At 42.6% G+C, this 17552-nt stretch carries 22 protein-coding genes and 1 pseudogene; 15 read left to right on the top strand and 8 right to left on the bottom strand.

Annotated features, from left to right (window positions below; translation table 11 throughout):
- Nucleotides 1-134: 134 nt before the first annotated feature.
- The 5 genes from C6P11_RS06040 (at nucleotide 135) to C6P11_RS06020 (ending at nucleotide 3372) form a co-directional block, all read left to right on the top strand.
- Nucleotides 135-500, top strand: coding sequence for a GNAT family N-acetyltransferase (locus C6P11_RS06040; RefSeq protein ID WP_245299806.1), 366 nt, complete (start codon nucleotides 135-137; stop codon nucleotides 498-500).
- Nucleotides 501-634: 134 nt separating this feature from the next.
- Nucleotides 635-1387: a 1,4-beta-N-acetylmuramidase gene (locus C6P11_RS06035; RefSeq protein WP_245299805.1), complete on the top strand. Its 753-nt coding sequence runs from the start codon at nucleotides 635-637 to the stop codon at nucleotides 1385-1387.
- A gap of 172 nt (nucleotides 1388-1559) precedes the next feature.
- Nucleotides 1560-1748 carry a hypothetical protein gene (locus C6P11_RS06030; RefSeq protein WP_135519537.1) on the top strand — a complete coding sequence of 63 codons (189 nt, stop codon included), beginning with the start codon at nucleotides 1560-1562 and terminating at the stop codon, nucleotides 1746-1748.
- 48 nt (nucleotides 1749-1796) lie between these two features.
- Nucleotides 1797-2348 carry a DUF1697 domain-containing protein gene (locus C6P11_RS06025; protein WP_135519535.1) on the top strand — a complete coding sequence of 184 codons (552 nt, stop codon included), beginning with the start codon at nucleotides 1797-1799 and terminating at the stop codon, nucleotides 2346-2348.
- Nucleotides 2349-2409: 61 nt separating this feature from the next.
- Entirely contained in the window at nucleotides 2410-3372 is a 963-nt protein-coding gene (locus C6P11_RS06020; protein ID WP_135519533.1) for a DHHA1 domain-containing protein, read from the top strand.
- Between the two features lie 48 nt (nucleotides 3373-3420).
- Here the strand turns inward: C6P11_RS06020 and C6P11_RS06015 are convergent, their stop codons facing one another.
- The 5 genes and pseudogenes from C6P11_RS06015 to C6P11_RS05995 form a co-directional block, all read right to left on the bottom strand.
- The gene (locus C6P11_RS06015) at nucleotides 3421-4017 is read right to left on the bottom strand and encodes a pentapeptide repeat-containing protein (RefSeq protein ID WP_135519531.1); all 597 of its coding nucleotides are present in this window, start codon (nucleotides 4015-4017) and stop codon (nucleotides 3421-3423) included.
- An 86-nt stretch (nucleotides 4018-4103) separates the two neighbouring features.
- Nucleotides 4104-5573 (bottom strand): annotated as a pseudogene (locus C6P11_RS06010) (peptide MFS transporter).
- Between the two features lie 196 nt (nucleotides 5574-5769).
- Nucleotides 5770-6537 carry a 6-phosphogluconolactonase gene (locus tag C6P11_RS06005; protein ID WP_135519529.1) on the bottom strand — a complete coding sequence of 256 codons (768 nt, stop codon included), beginning with the start codon at nucleotides 6535-6537 and terminating at the stop codon, nucleotides 5770-5772.
- Between the two features lie 173 nt (nucleotides 6538-6710).
- Nucleotides 6711-6977, bottom strand: a complete 267-nt coding sequence (locus C6P11_RS06000) for a hypothetical protein (protein ID WP_135519527.1) — start codon at nucleotides 6975-6977, stop codon at nucleotides 6711-6713.
- A gap of 2 nt (nucleotides 6978-6979) precedes the next feature.
- A complete protein-coding gene (locus tag C6P11_RS05995; RefSeq protein ID WP_135519525.1) occupies nucleotides 6980-7402 on the bottom strand; it encodes an HIT family protein in 423 nt (140 codons plus the stop codon).
- 124 nt (nucleotides 7403-7526) lie between these two features.
- Here C6P11_RS05995 and C6P11_RS05990 point away from each other — a divergent pair, with 124 nt between their 5' ends.
- Genes C6P11_RS05990 through trmB form a run of 3 tightly spaced genes read left to right on the top strand, consistent with a single transcriptional unit; the run spans nucleotide 7527 to nucleotide 9983 of the window.
- Entirely contained in the window at nucleotides 7527-8225 is a 699-nt protein-coding gene (locus tag C6P11_RS05990; protein ID WP_135519524.1) for an ABC transporter ATP-binding protein, read from the top strand.
- A gap of 2 nt (nucleotides 8226-8227) precedes the next feature.
- Entirely contained in the window at nucleotides 8228-9337 is a 1110-nt protein-coding gene (locus C6P11_RS05985) for an ABC transporter permease (RefSeq protein ID WP_135519522.1), read from the top strand.
- Entirely contained in the window at nucleotides 9321-9983 is a 663-nt protein-coding gene (gene trmB / locus C6P11_RS05980; protein ID WP_135519520.1) for a tRNA (guanosine(46)-N7)-methyltransferase TrmB, read from the top strand. The genes C6P11_RS05985 and trmB overlap by 17 nt, the downstream gene beginning before the upstream one ends.
- A gap of 54 nt (nucleotides 9984-10037) precedes the next feature.
- Here the strand turns inward: trmB and C6P11_RS05975 are convergent, their stop codons facing one another.
- Nucleotides 10038-10463, bottom strand: a complete 426-nt coding sequence (locus tag C6P11_RS05975) for a DUF2507 domain-containing protein (RefSeq protein ID WP_135519518.1) — start codon at nucleotides 10461-10463, stop codon at nucleotides 10038-10040.
- Between the two features lie 112 nt (nucleotides 10464-10575).
- Here C6P11_RS05975 and C6P11_RS05970 point away from each other — a divergent pair, with 112 nt between their 5' ends.
- From C6P11_RS05970 to C6P11_RS05945, 6 genes are all read left to right on the top strand, one after another.
- Nucleotides 10576-11496, top strand: a complete 921-nt coding sequence (locus tag C6P11_RS05970; protein ID WP_135519516.1) for an ADP-ribosylglycohydrolase family protein — start codon at nucleotides 10576-10578, stop codon at nucleotides 11494-11496.
- A 66-nt stretch (nucleotides 11497-11562) separates the two neighbouring features.
- Entirely contained in the window at nucleotides 11563-12510 is a 948-nt protein-coding gene (locus C6P11_RS05965; protein ID WP_135519514.1) for an AEC family transporter, read from the top strand.
- A 214-nt stretch (nucleotides 12511-12724) separates the two neighbouring features.
- A complete protein-coding gene (locus C6P11_RS05960; protein WP_135519512.1) occupies nucleotides 12725-13327 on the top strand; it encodes a zinc dependent phospholipase C family protein in 603 nt (200 codons plus the stop codon).
- Between the two features lie 101 nt (nucleotides 13328-13428).
- Nucleotides 13429-14382 (top strand): NADP-dependent oxidoreductase, encoded by a 954-nt coding sequence (locus C6P11_RS05955; RefSeq protein WP_135519510.1) that lies wholly within the window; start codon nucleotides 13429-13431, stop codon nucleotides 14380-14382.
- Nucleotides 14383-14530: 148 nt separating this feature from the next.
- On the top strand, nucleotides 14531-14740 hold the full coding sequence (locus C6P11_RS05950; RefSeq protein WP_135519509.1) for a hypothetical protein: 210 nt from the start codon (nucleotides 14531-14533) through the stop codon (nucleotides 14738-14740).
- Between the two features lie 29 nt (nucleotides 14741-14769).
- Nucleotides 14770-15045, top strand: coding sequence for a hypothetical protein (locus C6P11_RS05945; RefSeq protein WP_135519507.1), 276 nt, complete (start codon nucleotides 14770-14772; stop codon nucleotides 15043-15045).
- Between the two features lie 338 nt (nucleotides 15046-15383).
- Here C6P11_RS05945 and C6P11_RS05940 read toward each other — a convergent pair whose 3' ends face one another.
- Together C6P11_RS05940 and C6P11_RS05935 are read right to left on the bottom strand one after the other, a co-directional pair.
- Nucleotides 15384-16439, bottom strand: a complete 1056-nt coding sequence (locus C6P11_RS05940; RefSeq protein WP_167849541.1) for an IS30 family transposase — start codon at nucleotides 16437-16439, stop codon at nucleotides 15384-15386.
- A gap of 384 nt (nucleotides 16440-16823) precedes the next feature.
- Nucleotides 16824-17183, bottom strand: coding sequence for a hypothetical protein (locus tag C6P11_RS05935; RefSeq protein WP_135519503.1), 360 nt, complete (start codon nucleotides 17181-17183; stop codon nucleotides 16824-16826).
- Nucleotides 17184-17299: 116 nt separating this feature from the next.
- On the opposite strand from C6P11_RS05935, the gene C6P11_RS05930 reads away from it, so the two are divergent.
- Nucleotides 17300-17552, top strand: a 253-nt coding sequence (locus C6P11_RS05930; protein ID WP_245299803.1) for a transposase, incomplete at its 3' end; no start/stop codon positions are given.

Below are 17552 nucleotides of genomic sequence, written 5' to 3'. Positions count from 1 at the left end.
CCTTGGTTGTGCATCTCGACAAGAGACTGCTTAAATTCTGGTGAATATCGAATCATATAAAAAATGCTCCTCTGCTATTAGTTTACAGGGCAGAGAAAAATCTGTCCGTAAATCTAGCATAAGAGCACTTTCACTTGGCAGATCCGCTGGGAAAGTATGTCATTGTTGAAAAAGCAACTAATAAAATGATTGGTAGCATTGATATCCGACCAACTGAGAAAAATAACTCTGCTGAAATCGGATATGCCCTCAACCATGCTTATTGGGGCCAAGGGGTGATGACCGAGGCACTAAGGACGGTTATTACAATGGGGTTCGAACAACTAGAATTGCACCGTATTGAATCATTCCACGCGCCAGAAAACATCGGTTCAGGTCGTGTGATGGAAAAGGCCGGCATGCAGTACGAAGGCACACTGCGTGATTATGAGTTGCTGCCAAATGGCAAATACGTTGATAGCAAGGTATACAGCATCTTAGCAACTGATTATTTTAAATAGCGATTAAGCGACCAATCGTTGGATGGTCGCTTTTTTAACGTGATATGAAATTTCGTGCATTGTAACAAATGAAATCTGTACGTAACATTAAGTCATCGAGTTGACACGGAGCAACCGAAAGAAGGGGATTATTTATGAGTATTGTTAATGTTGGGAAGCGTTTGGTTGTCGGTGCGTTGGTTACAGTATCAGTTTTGTCATCGATGGGAACAGCAACACAAGTGGTTTCGGCTGATGGCCGCACGGGTTACGTTTACTCGCCGGAGGTTTCAAAAGCCAACGGCGGCTATAATTGGTTGGAAAATGGTCAGCCTTTTACAGGATTCCGCTATTATATGGGGACGTATTACTGGTTTGTAAATGGGATTCGTCAAAATGAAGGTTGGCGCGAAGCTTGGGGATATAAGTATTGGACTGATGCAATCGGACGTGCTGTACAAGGCAACGTTGTGATTGATGGTACGGCCTATAATTTTGGCGATAATGGCACATACTACCTACGTGGCAAAGGATCAGGTTACTTATATGATGGGGCCGCTGCAAACGGTGGTTACCGCTGGTATGAAAACGGCACGGTATATACTGGGTTCCGCTACTATATGGGCACATATTATTGGTTTGTAGACGGGGTTCGTCAGAATGCTGGGTGGCGTAATGCATGGGGCTACACCTATTTCACGGATAACAACGGACGAGCAGTCCAATACATTCAAAACATCGATGGTAAGAACTACTACTTCGGAAATAATGGTACTTACTATCTCCGAGATTACTTTACGGATAAAGCTTTGACTAAACAGGAAGCCGAACAACCAGAAATCAGTCAGGGAGCCGATGCCATCGCAAGTTTGGCGAAGTTGGTCCGAATAAACTCTGCAGAGCAATAAATATAAAAAACAAAATGATGGGCATCATGATAAATCCCAGCACGATTGTGTGCTGGGATTTTTGTCTGTAAAACGCTACGTTAGAAAAGAGTGCTTGAAGTCTGGCGATAAGATAATACTTGGTATAATGGCAGGTAAGTGGTAACAAATACATGTGATAGGGAGTAATAACATGGAAAATTGGAAAACAAGTCCTGATTTTGGTATGCAATTGAAGACACGATATTTTGACGCTTATACTGATCGAGATTTGATTGGTGTCTTCTTAACGACGTTGACTAAGGATCGCTACGTGGATAGTATGGTCATCCCCGGTAATGAGACCCGTAATCCGCAAATCGGTATTGTATACCTGGGCTAAAGGTTAGAGAGCATAAGATAACTGACGATGCCAGTACTGGAGGAATAAATGAAAACAGTTTTAATTTTGCTCCGTGGCATAAACGTCGGTGGCAAACGTAAAGTTACAATGGCTGAATTACGTGATTGGTTTGAACAACAAGGGTTTCAAAACGTTGTTACGTTCGGGAATACTGGTAACGCTATTGTTGACGTCAAATCTAGCATGGCTGATTTTTCCGGCCTTAGTATCGCTTTATCGGCATACAAAGGCTTTGAAATACAACTATTTTGGTTGTCGCTAGAAGATATTAACGACATAACAAATCATTCACCAGAATGGTGGGGCATTAAAGATGGTGGTCGACATGATTTGATAATTGCCAACTCGGAAGAAGAAGCTAAACAAGCTTTGGCTGAGTTCTCACCATACATTGGACCTGAGAATCACGTGGTACTGTACAAACGTTTTATATTCATGAGTGCAGGTCCAGAGTTACGTAACAAGACTAAGTTGTTAAGGATTAGTACAACAGCTGTGTTCTCTAGGATAACGGTTCGCAATGCCAATACAATGCATAAATTGACGGCACTAATGAACGACCGCCATCATGACTTGTGATTAGCCACAACAAACCGTAAGATGGATGTAGATATTATTCAGTTTAAAGGAAGTAATAATCATGTCGAAAACGTTAATTGTGACGCACACTGACTTAGATGGTGTTATGTCAGGTTTAGTTGCTAAGTATGCGACGTCAAATGAGTCGGATATTCGTTATGCGGATGCTGGTGCTGCTGGTATTGATGCTGTGTTGGAAGATATTTTGGCCGGGGATGAGCAATATACCCAAGCAATCTTCTTGGACAATACGCCATCAGCTGAAATGTTGGCGAAGTTTCACAACCAAACAAACTTAACGCCAACGGTTTATGATCACCACGTTTCTAATCAATCCGTCTGGGAATCAGCAACTGCGGATGCCACATTTGTTACGGATCAAACGGGGACATCTTCAGCGACTGAGTTGGCGTTTAATGACAATCAAGCGGCGCTTGCAACGTTGCTATTCTTACCTGTACTGGTTAAGCTAACTGACTTGTATGATACATGGACTTGGCAAGATGAACGCTATGCTGACGCCCAACAAACGGGTCAACATGCACAAGTATTCAACGAAGTGCTTAACTTCATTGGTCGTGACCGTTTCAGTGCTTTTATGGACGAGGCTACGACTAAGGCATTTGCCGAAGTTGACGTACCGAGCGCTGTGCTAGAAACAATCTTCTCAGATTTGATTATGGCGCTTGTATACGAACGCATTAAGTCTAACCAAGACTATGTTGCTAAGAAGGCAGAAAAGGCTGAATTTGCTGATTTGGTTTTGCCTGACAAGACTTATCACTATGCGTATACAACGGCATCTAGCCAAATGTCAGAAATCGGTAATGCGTTGACTAACTTACCAGACGTTGATTTCGGCTTGGTCATTAATAACGGCAAGTTGTCATTCCGCGTTGCGAAGGATAAGGATGTCGATGTCTCAGCTATTGCGGGTCACTTTAACGGTGGCGGTCACGCAAAGGCAGCCGGTGCCAAGTTAACGATGGATTGGCCAACGATTATTCAAAACAATTTGCAGTAAAACAAAACGCGAAGTACGGCCGTAATTGGCTTTACTTCGCGTTTCTGCTTATTTGATGTTGATGCCTAAACTTTGAATAAGCAAGGCTGATTGATACGTATTAATTGTCATGCCAGCAGCCAGCGCTGGATCAAACAATAAGGTTTCAAAGTTGGCATTAGCTACATCGAGATTAGCCAGCTTACTACCAGCAAAATCACTGTTATCAAGGTCGCTTTCAATAAAACGGAGTGACTTTTTAATGCTGATGCCGTGGAAGAAACTGTCACGGACACGCGTGTTGTTGAAGGTGACACTTTGAAAGGTCGTACCGCTAACATTGATGAAATCAGCTAATGAGTTATTAACTTGTGTATCACGCCATTCGCTTTGCAGACCAGAGAAATTTACCCCAGTCAGTTGTGTGTTATTAAAGTTAGTGCGATAGAAAATTGCGTTGGCGAAATCAGTATTTGATAAATCGACGTGATCAAATACGACATCTGACCAAGTGCCATCTGAGAAATCGTCTTGGTCGAAAGTCACACGCTCAAACGCGACATCTTGGATGTTAATGGCACGACTAGAGTAGGTGAAGTGAACGTTGCGGTACGTGTTGTTTGGTGCGACATCATCCAAACTTAACGTGGTATCAGAAATTAACATGAAAAAGCTCCTTAAGACTTAAAATTTTAAACCATCCCCAGTTAAAGTAAAAGCCTCACATCAACTAAAGGTGTGAGGCTTCATTATTATTCAGCTGTTTCTGACAAGCCTTCGCTCAAGGCTTTAATCTTCTTAGTTGCGAACCACAATAGCAAGCCAGCAACGATAGTAATAATACCGATAATCAAGAAGTAGTTGATTTCAGTAGACTTTGAATAAAGTTGAACCAATTGTGCATTGGCCGCTTGCGCCGTGGCGTCAGACAGATTCCAGACCGTTAACATTTGGGCTTGGAAGGCAACGGGAGCCATCTTAGCAGATGCTGACAGACCAACTGGTGAAATCAACATTTCACCGACTTCAACCAACGCCCATGAGGCAACTAGCCACAATGGGTTGAATTGGTGGTTAACACCAAACATCATGCCCGGAACAGCCATCCAAACGAATGACAATCCGGCAAACGCCAAACCAAGTGAGAACTTAACACCAGTTGAAGGTTGCTTATCACGCAATTTCTTTGACCAAAGCCAAACGAAGAATGGTGTGAACAACATGATGAACAATGGATTCAATGATTGGAACCATGAAGCAGGCATACCATGCAAGGCAGTTTGATTTGAAGCAAACAAGGCCAAGACAACAGATCCTTGTTCTTCAATTGACCAGAACAACATGGCTGCAATGAACAAAGGAATGTAGGCCCAAACACGCTTACGCTCAGCCTTCGTTGTCTTCTTTGATGTCAGCATCACAACAAAGTAAATCACCGGTACTAGAATAGCGACAAACGTCAACAAGTTAATGACACTGTTAATCGTCAAACTGTGAGTACCGGCCATAATACCAATAATGGCGATGAATGCGATAACGATTCCGGCTAATTTCCACATCAATGGGGTGATTTCTTCGGGTTGCAATGGGGATGGGGCTTGGTGTGAGACATCCTTAAGGTGCTTACGACCATCCAATGAATATTGCACCAAACCAAAGAACATACCGATAGCGGCTAACGAGAAGGCCACGTGGAAGTTAACGTGTACTTGGAACCAACCAACTAGCAACGGTGCGATAAAGGCACCAAGGTTAATACCAAAGACTTAGATTGAGAACCCGGCATCACGACGTTCATCGTTAGCGTCATACAAGTTTCCAACCATCGTTGCAACGTTGGGCTTCAACAATCCAGTACCAAGTGTGATTAGGGCAATTGAACCAAACAAACCAACTTCATGGAATGGCATCGCCAAGGCAATGTGACCGAACATGATTAGGACACCACCATAGAACACAGTGCGCCATGGACCAAGGACACGGTCAGATAGATAACCACCAACAATTCCCGATAGGTAAACCATTGACCCGTAAATCGACATGATGGCGGCACCGGTGGCTTCGTTAAATCCCAAACCGCCTTTGTCGGCTGCATAAATCATGTAGAAAAGTAGAATGGCACGCATGCCGTAGTATGAAAATCGCTCCCACATTTCGGTGAAGAACAAGGTCATGAGGCCTCGAGGTTGGCCGAAGAAGGAGGTGTCGCGTTTCTGTTCCATCAGAAAAAAACCTCACTCTTACTGGTTATATTTTTGTATAGTGGAAAAAATGTTCCCACAATTCGTCATAACGATAGAAACTAGTATACGCCGATTATGAGCTGAAATCAAATAATAAATAAGTATTTTCTCATAGTGCAATAAAAAAATAGCGGTTGTCGCCTGACAAACCGATATTTTTGTTCTCATTAAACTATTAAAGTGTGATAGTTTCAGCTTCTGCAGGTGCAACCGCTGGTTGTGGCAAGATTTCTGCCGCAGCTTCACGATCCAACAACAATGTGAAGTTAGGGTGGGCTTGCAAGATAGAAGCAGGTACCTCTTCACTGATTGGGCCAAAGAAAGCTTCCTTAACGATTTGTGCCTTCTTCTTCCCGAAAGCAATCATCAAGATTTCCTTAGCACTCATGATTGTCTTAGGACCCATGGCAACGTATCCTTCAGGAGCCTTGTCTTCTGAACCAACTGTGTGAACCAAAGCAGCATAGACTTGGTCGTTAGCTTCAGAAGGAATGTAACGCGTACCATCTTCAAACTTCGTCACACCTGGCAAGTTACCGGCGTAGCGACCATCTGAACCAATTCCAAGCAACATAAAGTCCAAACCGTTCGCTTCAGCCAAACGCTCATCCAATGTGTCCCAGTTTGACAAGTCCAAACGGTGGTAAAGGTAAGCAGGCATTTCAGCAGGGTTCAAGAAGTACTTACGCAACGTTGACGTCGTTGTACCTTCTTCTGAACCAGCTTGTGGGACTTCGTCAAAGTTCCACATGTGCAACTTTGGCATGTTAGGGTCGTGGATACGCTCCGTGAACTTCTCCAAGCATTGCTCATATGAAGCAACCAGGCTAGTTCCAGCCGCCAAGGCAATGTTTTGTACCTTACGATCATAAATCTTGTTCAAAAGAATCTTTGATGTCTCGTTTGTGACATCTTGCTTTGTGTCTACAATTTCAATTCGCATATTTTTTAATTTCCTTCTCTTATTAACTGTCAGTTCGACTTAACACTAACTAGTCTATAGGGGAATTTTGAACAATGTTTGAATTAACCACCGGAAATTATGTGAATTGGTATACATTGGTATATGATGAAAGCGCAAACATTGCCGGAACAACGTTTGCGCTTTCGAGTGTCTTAATGCTTTTTTAATGAACTGAGTGCATTTTGGATGCGAGTTTGTGCTTCCGTGATACGTTCCAAGCGGGGCTTGTTCTTGAAATTCATCTTCTCAACTTGATTTTGAACATCTTTCACAAAGTCTTGTACGGCTGGCAATTCGGTTTGAACATTGGCAAGGGATGCCTTCACATCCTTAGTCGCTGAAACCGTGCGCTTGCTGTCAGTCGTGAAGTTTGTGACCTGTTGCTTCAAGTTGGTGAACCAATCCTTGAGTGCGTCCATACTTAGTCCTCCATGTGACTGGCAATGTTGGCAGCCAATGTCTTGTACGTGTCTTCGGCTGTTTGCTCACTGTGATCTGGCATTGGAATATCAAAGCCGTCATTTGCATAACGTGGAATCAAGTGGAAGTGAGAGTGGAAGACAGATTGTCCGGCAGCTTCACCGTTGTTTGACAAAATGTTCAAGCCAATAATGTTTTCGTCACTTGCCTTAATGGCACGGGCAATCTTTGGTAGCTTTGACAAAACACGTGCCGCCAATTCTTCGTCGTATTCAAAGATATCCGCGACGTGCGTCTTTGGCACAACCAATGTGTGGCCAGGCGTTACTTGGCTAAGGTCTAGAAAAGCCAACACGTCATCATCTTCATAAACCTTATAAGCAGGAATATCACCTGCAACAATCATATCAAATACATCTGCCATGGAAATGCCTCCTAAAAATCATCTGTTGTCTTTATTATACCCTGACTGGTGTAAACTGTCCGTGGTTAAATTTGGACAGAAATTTGCTATTATATAAGTACATTAAAAAATTGAGAGTGACATTATGACATTAGAAATCGAACACTTATCAGGTGGCTACGGCCAACTAACTGTTTTAAATGATGTCTCATTCACTGTACCAGAGGGTCATCTCACCGCCTTAGTGGGGTTGAACGGATCTGGTAAGTCAACGACAATCAACCATATCATTGGTTTGCTTGCGCCAAAGCAAGGATCAATTGTCTTGAATGGGGTAACACTACAAACGCAGCCAGAAGCATTTAAGCGTCAAATCGCCTATATTCCAGAACAACCGGTTCTATATGATGAATTGACGTTGCGTGAACACCTAGCTCTCACCATTTCAGTTTACCAACTGGATGAAAAGACGGCTTGGCAACGCGCTGAAGAATTGCTCACAACTTTCCGTTTGGATAATAAATTGGATTGGTTCCCGACGCATTTCTCAAAGGGAATGCGTCAAAAGGTGATGATTGTTATGGCATTCATTACAGATGCCCCATTCTTTATCATCGATGAGCCGTTCCTTGGTTTGGACGTGATTGCGGTTAATGACTTGTTGGCGTTGATTTACCAACGTAAGCATGCTGGCACAAGCTTCTTGCTAACCACCCACGTTTTGACGACACTGGCTGACCACGCAGATGAATTCGTTTATTTGCGTGATGGTGAAGTGGCAGCAACGGGGTGGGCAAGCGAGTTTGCTGAAAAGGTACCTGAATTACAACAAAAAGAGGTGTAAGGATGGTTATCGATCATTTATTTAAAGAACGCTGGCAGCAAGAGTGGCGTCAGTATAGTAAGTATTTACGTTACGTCTTTAATGACCATGCCATGTTAGCCTTATTGTTCTTACTAGGTGCTGCCGGATTGGCGTATCGACAATTATGGGAGAGCGCCCCAGTAACTTTTTGGACACGTAGCCTGCTACTGCTGGTGTTATTACTAACGCTTGCGCTATTTAAGACGCCGGCAAGTTTTGTTAAAGGTGCCGATCCGGTATTCTTTATGGGAAACGAAGGCGCCTTACGCCGTTTGTTTCACCAAGCAACCCTGTATAGTGCCATCTTTAACGGTGTTGTGCAACTAGTGCTAACGGTTATCTTGTGGCCGATGATGTTTCGCTTGTTAACACCGAGCTTCATTACGACACTATTGGTCACAGTGGCGTTGATGGCCGTAAAAATGTTGTTTACCTTCATGAAGGCACGACGTACGACGCTCTTCGATACGTCAGTAGGAAACAACTTAATTGACTGGCGTGCAGTCGTCGCTGCCGAAGATAAGCGACAGGCAACCATTTTAGGATTCTTTAATCTATTTATTGATGTGCCGGGCATGAAACCAGCCGTGCGTCGTCAACGTTGGGCTAATGGCTTGCTTAAGCACTGGCCAAACCAACAACGTAACCCGTTAGTACGCCTATTAGTCACGACGTTTGTTCGTCAGGGACAATACTGGGATGTCTGGGGACGTCTAAGCTTGATTGGCCTGTTAGTGGCTTTTGTCACGACGGGATGGTTACAGACAATCCTGTTTGTCATTTTGTTCTATTTATTGGTGTTGCAGTTATTGCCATTGGCCAGTTCACACCGGTCACTAGTTTTTGACCACTTGTATCCAGTGACCGTTAAACAACGGCAACAAGCATTCCGTTATGCTATGATGCCTTGGTTTATGGTTACGATGTTGATTTGGTCAATTGCTGGTGGCGCATTAGCTGGTTCTATCACACTCTTATTACAAAATGTCATAGGACTTGTCGTAGTAGGTGGTATTTTGTTATTCTGGTATACGAACCGCATTATTGCAAACACGTTTAGAAGGAGAAATTCACGTGCGTTTACGAAATAAAAAGTGGACTAGCCCATGGTTGGCGGATCACACGGACTTGGTAATTACACAAGACCGCGCGACAGGTCTACAAGGAAATTGGCAAAGCATCTTTGAAAAGGTGCAACCATTGTACGTAGAAATCGGTACAGGTAAGGGTCAATTTATCATTGGTATGGCAAAGAAGTACCCTGAAATTAACTTTATCGGTATGGAAATTCAAGAAGGGGCAGTTGCTGTTGCAGCGCGTAAGGCGGATGAAGATCCTGCTGATTTGCCTAACTTGAAGTTCATCTATGGTGATGGTGCTGGAGTTGAGACGTACTATACAAAGGGTGAGGTATCAAAGTTGTTCTTGAACTTCTCAGATCCTTGGCCAAAGTCACGTCACGAAACGCGTCGTTTGACGTACAAGTCATTCTTGGAAGGTTACCAAGCTATTTTGCCAGCTGGTGGTGAGCTAGAATTTAAGACTGACAACCGTGGCTTGTTTGAGTACTCTCTATACTCATTTGCTAACTTCGGCATTGAGTTCTACAAGGATGGTATCTCACTAAACTTGCACGAAGACGAAGAAAAGATGAAGGACAACGTTGAGACGGAATACGAGCAAAAGTTCGCGTCACAAGGTTTCCCAATTTACAAGTTTACGGGTGCTTTCAAGTAACCAACAAAAAACGCATGCTGACTAACCAAGTCAACATGCGTTTTTAATTATCTTTTATTCAGCTAGGGTTGCGGGTGCTTCTGTCATTACAGTCAAGGTAACGGCTTGCTTAGATGCTTCCCATTGTGCCTCTGCACCGAATCCAATTTGTTGTTGGGTTTGTTGGGCGATAAAGCCAGCTTCCAATGCAAAGCTAGCCGCTGCGTTCTCGCGCAAACGAGCTTCGACGATTGCCCCGTCTAGACGCCACTTTTGCATCGTTGGCTTTTGCGTCGTAAGTGTTAACGTTCCAAAACCAGCTTCTTGGAAAAAGGCTTCGATAGCTGAGATGCCGTGTAGTTCAACGTCTCGTGCTAACGTCTTGCCTGCCCAGTAGATAATTTCTGATTGATCATCTTGTAGTAATTCAGGTAACAAACGATCACGTAGCAAGGTTAACGCGAACACGTCAAGACCTGGCGTTTGTGCTGATTCCGTCATGATGAACTCCTTTTATTACAGTTTCATATTTTAATTATAGTGTATTTGGGGTTGGTTTGCCAATAATTTACGTTAGTGTTACAATTAAAACCTTGAAAGGATGGATTTTGGCATGACTTTACCTGATAATCCGTTAATAAATTGCACGCTAGGATTAATCAATGGTGACCTTTTTGCACAAAAAATCATCATGGGTGACGGTTCGCAGTGGGGCAGTGATTCATCGCTAACCCTTGCGACCATTGCAAGTCTTTCTAACGGCTATATATTAACCGACATCATGACTCAGTTCTCTTACTGGTACACGACCGGCGCTTATACCGCTGATGGCGCACCACAACCGGCTGGGGATGTAACAAGACTCGCAATCGAAAACTTCCGACAGACGCAAGATCCATTCACTTCTGGTGGCCGCGATGTGCAAGACAATGCCAATGGGTCATTGTTGCGCATCACACCGGTTGTATTGTTCTTGTATGCTAAGTATGGCTCAGACTTCATTCACGATGATCCAGCCATGTTAACGTTGCACCAAATTGGTGGTTTGACACACAACCACCCACGTTCGTTGATTGCATTGGGGATGTACGCCATGCTAATCAATGGTTTGTTGACTGGGATGAAGCTACCCGAAGCATTCGATTTTGCGATTAGCAATGCATACGAATACTACGCAAAGCACGCTGTGTTTGCTGATGAGCTTGAAGCGTTTGAATCATTGAATACGCCTGATTTTGAAAATATGCCAATCAGTGAGATTCATGCTTCTGGTTATGTCGTTGATACGTTTGCGGCAACCGTTTGGGTCTTGCTGAATAGCGATAACTTTGAGGATGCATTGACTTTGGCGTCGGGGATGCCAGGTGAGCCAATGCGTATCATGCCATTAGTTGGTGCGGTTGCTGGACTTATGTACGGCAAGGACGCGCTACCAACGGCCTGGTTAAATAACCACGAGAAGGATATCGTGACGCGTATTTTGGAAACGGCTGACCAAAGTGGTGAGTTCGTTTGCCCAACACCTGAAAATTAAATATTATAGAGGGGTTCTATCTTTTGGTAGGGCCTCTTCTTTTTAACCGCAGAAAGGAGTTTAACAATGGCGACGATTATACACAGTATCTCAGGAGTTTTAATGATTCTGGGCTTGGTAGCGGTCGGGTACGCATTACTCAAGCTACATATCTTTAATGATGACGATGGCCGATTGAGTAAATTTCTATCTGGCTTTGTCACAAAAATCGCTATTCCGGCGTACTTGATTGTTAGTATTCCGCAGGATTTCACACCAGCTAGTTTGGTAGCTTTGGGACCTAAGCTGATTTTGCCAGTTGGTAGTATGCTGGTGCTATTCATCTTGTCGTTTGTTGTTGTGCGCTTAATCCACGTGCAACCATCCCATAAAGGTTTGTTCCAGTCACTGCTATTTAATTCAAATACCGTGACAGTTGGATTACCAGTTAATATGGCGCTATTCGGTAAAGAAAGTCTGCCATACGTCCTGGTCTATTACATGGCTAATACCATCGTGTTCTGGACGCTGGGTGTTTATATGATTGAAAGTGATACGCAAACTGGCAAACACTTTGACTTTAAGAAAACGTTGAAGGGGGTGTTCACACCACCAATGATCGCGTTGCTGGTTGCTGTCGTTTTGGTCATCTTCCGCATCCAATTTCCTGAGTTCCTGATAACAGATTTAACGGATTTGGGGAATACAAACGTACCGCTATCACTTATTTTTATTGGTTTTTCAATCGCTAAAACGCAACGTGCTAATTTAATTCCTGATAAGGAAAATATCACGTTGGCCATCGGTCGATTTGTGATGGCACCTACGATCATGGCATTGATGATGATGCCGTTTGACTTACCTAAGTTGCTAAAGGCGGTGTTTATCATTCAATCTGCTATGCCTACGATGACGAACGCTGCAGTGATGGCGCGCGAACTTAATGGCGATTACAAATTCGCATCAGTATCGATTACACAAACTACGTTAATGATGTTGATTGTTATTCCAGTACTGATGGTAATTGTTAGCTAACTGAATACAAAATATGGACGTCACAGGTGCTGCCTGTGGCGTTTTTTACTGACCGAGAGTAAAGTTGAGATAAAGTAGACTGAGAATGTCGGAGATTTTTAATCTCCGACGTGACCAAGTCGCCCTTATCAGGTGCGCCTTTGGTTTTATGCCTGACTGAAGTCAGGCGTTTTAGACCAACAGCTGCTGTGATAAAAAGCAGGGGGAGAATATCATGGGATCACGATTAATGCACGCTGCGATTGCGACGTTGTTGATGGCAAAGTATGAACAGTTAGATACGGCATTCTTAATTGGCAACGAAGCACCGGATGTTGATAAGCTCAATCAAATGACGAAGGATGAAACACACTATTTAGTGCCTAGCGACCGTGGTACTAGACGTGTCGATTTACAGGCGTTTCTGCAGGCGCATCCGGAAACTTTAACAGATACATTCACCTTAGGTTATTACACGCATCTATTAGCTGATGAAGTTTGGCTAACCGATGTCTTTATGAAAGTTGTGCCACCAAAAGATGATCCAGGACGTCCGGCGGTGTTAGAGCGTTACTATGAGGATTTTAAAAAGCTTAATCCATATCTCGTTCATAAATATGGTCTGCAACCATTGCCGGTGTCAGCAACTGACGCTGTACCGGCGGATTTTGCAAATAAGTCGTGTGTTGAAAAGCTAATTCAAGACTATAATGCTGATTTTACGGGAGAAACAATTGGTGATCTTGCCGTGCTTAGCATTACTCAAATAGATGTCTACATTGCAAATGTGGTCAACTTAATGGCTAAGGTCATCGACACTGGCGTATTTGTTGAATAATCAACTTTTTGACGAATCGTTAAAAAAACAATCTAAAATTAATCGTAAGACTGATTTTTCATACGCGTTACTATGTAATAATAAGTAAACGGAGGTGGCGTATGAAAGCAGCAATAATTAACCAATTTGGGTCTAGTAATGAACTAACGGTCGTTGATAACTATGATGAACCAGACATTGCAGACAACGAAGTACTGATTGAAACGTTCGCAACAAGTGTTAATCCAATTGACTATAAGGCCCGTCAAGGCGCTTTGCGAGGCATGTTTAATTGGACTTTCCCGGTTGTGTTAGGCTGGGATATCGCAGGAGTGATTACCAAAGCTGGCGCAAATGTTACAGAATTTTCGGTTGGTGATCGTGTTTTTGCGCGTCCAGACATGGATGCTACCGGTAAATTCGGCTCATATGCAACGCTTATGGCAGTAAATGTCGACAAAGTAGCACTGATGCCAGACAAAATGACATTTGCTGAGGCTGCAGCATTACCGTTAGCGGGCGAAACAGCTTTACAGATGTTGCGTACACTACAAGTGACGGCTGGTTCGAAAGTACTAATTCAAGCTGGTGCTGGTGGTGTCGGTATCGTTGCGATTCAGTTAGCTAAATTGATGGGGTCAACTGTTGCAACGACTGCAGGACATGCAAATACCGAATTTGTCCGTCAACTCGGGGCTGACATTGTCATTGACTATCACGAACGAGCAATTACCGATGTGATCAGCAAGTATGATGCTGTGCTAGACAGTGTTGGTGATATTGATGCAGGACTTGATGTGTTAGCGCCAGGCGGTCGATTAGTGACAATTTCTGCCAATCCAACTGAAGAACAATTAGCAATCGCTGAAAAGATGCACAAAACGTTAACGGCTGGTTGGCTACAACCAAGTGGCAAGGATTTAGCCGAATTAGCATCGTATTATCAAAACGACCGATTGCGAGTCGTGATTGATTCAAAGTTCCCGTTTACGACGGATGGTGTTCGATCAGCGCATGAACGAGTTGAATCACACCATGCGCGTGGTAAAGTCGTGATTGAAATGAAACCCGAATAGATATGCTGAACACAATGATAGTCCACCGGATGTCGTTGTGTTTTTTGGTGTCTGAAGACATTTGTTAGCCGATTAAAAAGAATAAAATTGGTGGTTGAATTAAAGTGATATACTTACCATTGATAAATGGTCAAGAGGGGGATTAAACATGGTCAGGATTATTTTTAGACCACATGATTTAGTAGCACTACCGTACGTGGTCTTTATGGCCGCAATTATTTTGTTGATGTTCATTGATAGTGCTGCAGGACATATTCTTTGGGGTGGTATCGGCTTGTTTGTTGGTCTGATTAGTTTAATTAGTGTTAACGCGATGGTACGTAATCATCCAACCAACGAGTTTGATGAGCATATCTAGATTACCGGCAACCGTTATGAGGTATCAAAATGTTTGGTAAAAAAACAGATGTGAACCGGCTTGAGACGTTAATTGCTGATGCTTTGGCAGTTGAAAAAAATTCAGCAGTTTCCATGGAGTTGCACAAGTTAGCAAACAACTTGCAAAACACGACCAAAATTCGAGAAACTGAGAAAACTGGCTATTTAGCAATCACAAAACTTACGAATACGTCGGGATTCAGAATCAGCACGGCGTTGTTTACGTTGGTTGAACAGTTAAGCTTAGACGTATATGGATCGGCTCATCAATTCAATGTGTTTTAAAGATAATAGTTAACGCTGCAAAGACTAGTTCGGTTTTTGCAGCGTTTTTAATTAGTAGGTGTGTGATTGGTTTTAAGGACTCGGGTTTACATTTATTCTAGTTTACATAATATATATTATCGTGAGTTGTTATTTTTAGGCACATGTCAAGAGTAAATTTTACAATTGTTTGTATTCCACCCAAATCAGAACGAAATTAACGGCTAAGAACATTGTGCTACCAACGTTTTTAGCCGTTTTTTACATTTTGTTTACAATTTCGAATTTTAACGAGTTAGACTTCTTAATTATGACCCTGGTATTGGATTAGTTGAAAAATAAAACTGTAATTGATACTTTTATATTTTTTTATTTCTGGGTTTATTTTGTCGATTCTTAGCTTTGTTGAATTCGTGATTTGGCGTTCTATAGCTATGCAATTTTAGTGGCCAATTATTCATTTTTTCAGTAGCAGCATTTAGTTCAGCCTGCGTGGTTTTTTTAAAATCCGTGCCTTTTGGAAAATATCTCCTAAGACGGCGATTCGCATTCTCATTAGAGCCACGTTCCCATGCTGAATAAGCGTGCGCTACATACTGTTTGATCTTGTACCGGGAAAATAACAAACTTACTTGGTTGTTTAAGAATTCGGCACCACGGTCATGTGTTATGCTGTGGCGTTGATCACCGTACATGCTAATAAATGATTCGATGGCTCGCGCTATATCAGCGGAACGTTTAGATTTTGTCCTGATAGCTACCGTAAACCGTGTTTTACGCTCCACAAACGTGAGTACAAGGTAATTTGATTGCTTCGATTCAACACCATCCATTTCCCAATGAAATGGTGTTTTACGGCTGTTTATTGACTCTGGACGCTTGTTAATTGAAATCCAATTGTGTTTTGCTGATAGTTGTGCAGTTTCTTTGTCACGAGCCCGTTTTAGCGCAGCTTTGCGGCTCTTTTTGCTCAAACTGCGTCGATGTCTGCGCCCTGCCATCGGTAAATGCGTTTCCGGCGTCACACCTGGAATCTTGTAATAGTTTATCCAGTTATAGATTGTTCGAGTTGTCACATGCATCGTTGGTGATGTATTAGAGATCATTTCTGGTGTCATACCCCGCTCTAAATCCTTTCGGATTTGCCGCTTTTTAGCCTCTGTAAGCTTTGTAGAGCGACCTACTGAATAATGTGACCGGTTAGCTAGATCCTGTGCTTGAAGAGCGTTATATGGCTTGCTGTACTTAAAATCTTCACTAAAGGTAATTGTTTGTGTGTGACGGTTAATCTCCTGGTATATTGCACTGCGTGAGTACCCCAAATAATCTGCAATTGATTTTATACTCGCCTTTTCTGCAAGCATACGTTGAATGACAGCACGATCAGCTTGTGATAAATGCTTGAAACGTCTCATGTTATGAACCTCCATATACCCAAAATTTGAAAATGAGTTCAAGCATTATTTTATACTTACATAAAATTAGACATCGCTTTAATATATTTTGGCATATCAATAAATTATTCTTATAAGATTTATTTAATGCTGTTTAATGAAGTGTTAATGAGCAGAAGAACAATATACTTTATGTTATGTGATTGCGTATACTTTCGAGTATGTCACATGTTATACGTTTGGGTATACTTGTGAGTATAATGTTGAATATACGTAACCGTATACGAGTGCGTATACCTATAAATATGTTTATAGGTATAATATGCAACATACGCAGAAAAAAGCCGATGCAAAATATATCTGCATCGGCTTTTATTTAGATATTAGCAATTTAGTAAATTCAGTTTATGCTGCGTCATCATCCTTACGACGCTTCAATGCAACACTACCGATTCCGGCAATCAACATACCCAATTCAAGCAATCCCAATTCAAGCAATCCCAATGACCAGTGAGTCTTTCCGGTTGCGGCCGTTTCAGGCAACATTGCGGCTGTAGAAACAGTCGTAGCTGGTTGAATCGTAGTTTGTGGGGAGGCCGGTGCGACCGTCTTAACGGGCGTTGCTGGCGTAACATGGTTGACTGGTGTGTCTGTCGCACTTGGCGTTTCTGGTGTGTCCGGTGTTTCTGGAGTGAATGGTGTGTTTGTGTGAACGGTATTCGTTTCATACTCGACATCATTGTAGCTAAAGATACCCTTGTTCAACTGATCCTTAGACCAAGATGTTTTAAAAATACCGTTATTAATAATTGCTCTTATGCTAGATTTACGGACAGATTTTTCTCTGCCCTGTAAACTAATAGCAGAGGAGCATTTTTTATATGATTCGATATTCACCAGAATTTAAGCAATCTCTTGTCGAGATGCACAACCAAGGGCGTTCTTACATTGAACTAGCCGCTGAATACGGTCCTTCGGCCGATTCAATCCGTAACTGGGTCAAATTGTACACAGTCCACGAAGTGGACGGCGAAAAATGGACGCAAGCTGATGTAAACGCATTACAAAAGGAAAACGCCAAACTTCGCGAAGAACTTGAGATTTTAAAACGAGCCGCGGTGTTGCTTTCGAAGT

This window comes from Weissella confusa (assembly GCF_004766315.1).
Taxonomy (GTDB): domain Bacteria; phylum Bacillota; class Bacilli; order Lactobacillales; family Lactobacillaceae; genus Weissella; species Weissella confusa_A.
The sequence above is the reverse complement of the archived record's forward strand: the minus strand, read 5'-3'. Positions and strand labels throughout refer to the sequence as shown.

What these genes read in the sequence shown, in the direction of transcription:
- C6P11_RS06035 (WP_245299805.1), top strand. Translation starts at nt 635, where the DNA reads ATGAGTATTGTTAATGTTGGGAAGCGTTTGGTTGTCGGTGCGTTGGTT.
- C6P11_RS06030 (WP_135519537.1), top strand. Translation starts at nt 1,560, where the DNA reads ATGGAAAATTGGAAAACAAGTCCTGATTTTGGTATGCAATTGAAGACA.
- C6P11_RS06025 (WP_135519535.1), top strand. Translation starts at nt 1,797, where the DNA reads ATGAAAACAGTTTTAATTTTGCTCCGTGGCATAAACGTCGGTGGCAAA.
- C6P11_RS06020 (WP_135519533.1), top strand. Translation starts at nt 2,410, where the DNA reads ATGTCGAAAACGTTAATTGTGACGCACACTGACTTAGATGGTGTTATG.
- C6P11_RS06015 (WP_135519531.1), bottom strand. Translation starts at nt 4,017, where the DNA reads ATGTTAATTTCTGATACCACGTTAAGTTTGGATGATGTCGCACCAAAC.
- C6P11_RS06005 (WP_135519529.1), bottom strand. Translation starts at nt 6,537, where the DNA reads ATGCGAATTGAAATTGTAGACACAAAGCAAGATGTCACAAACGAGACA.
- C6P11_RS06000 (WP_135519527.1), bottom strand. Translation starts at nt 6,977, where the DNA reads ATGGACGCACTCAAGGATTGGTTCACCAACTTGAAGCAACAGGTCACA.
- C6P11_RS05995 (WP_135519525.1), bottom strand. Translation starts at nt 7,402, where the DNA reads ATGGCAGATGTATTTGATATGATTGTTGCAGGTGATATTCCTGCTTAT.
- C6P11_RS05990 (WP_135519524.1), top strand. Translation starts at nt 7,527, where the DNA reads ATGACATTAGAAATCGAACACTTATCAGGTGGCTACGGCCAACTAACT.
- C6P11_RS05985 (WP_135519522.1), top strand. Translation starts at nt 8,228, where the DNA reads ATGGTTATCGATCATTTATTTAAAGAACGCTGGCAGCAAGAGTGGCGT.
- C6P11_RS05975 (WP_135519518.1), bottom strand. Translation starts at nt 10,463, where the DNA reads ATGACGGAATCAGCACAAACGCCAGGTCTTGACGTGTTCGCGTTAACC.
- C6P11_RS05970 (WP_135519516.1), top strand. Translation starts at nt 10,576, where the DNA reads ATGACTTTACCTGATAATCCGTTAATAAATTGCACGCTAGGATTAATC.
- C6P11_RS05965 (WP_135519514.1), top strand. Translation starts at nt 11,563, where the DNA reads ATGGCGACGATTATACACAGTATCTCAGGAGTTTTAATGATTCTGGGC.
- C6P11_RS05960 (WP_135519512.1), top strand. Translation starts at nt 12,725, where the DNA reads ATGGGATCACGATTAATGCACGCTGCGATTGCGACGTTGTTGATGGCA.
- C6P11_RS05955 (WP_135519510.1), top strand. Translation starts at nt 13,429, where the DNA reads ATGAAAGCAGCAATAATTAACCAATTTGGGTCTAGTAATGAACTAACG.
- C6P11_RS05950 (WP_135519509.1), top strand. Translation starts at nt 14,531, where the DNA reads ATGGTCAGGATTATTTTTAGACCACATGATTTAGTAGCACTACCGTAC.
- C6P11_RS05945 (WP_135519507.1), top strand. Translation starts at nt 14,770, where the DNA reads ATGTTTGGTAAAAAAACAGATGTGAACCGGCTTGAGACGTTAATTGCT.
- C6P11_RS05940 (WP_167849541.1), bottom strand. Translation starts at nt 16,439, where the DNA reads ATGAGACGTTTCAAGCATTTATCACAAGCTGATCGTGCTGTCATTCAA.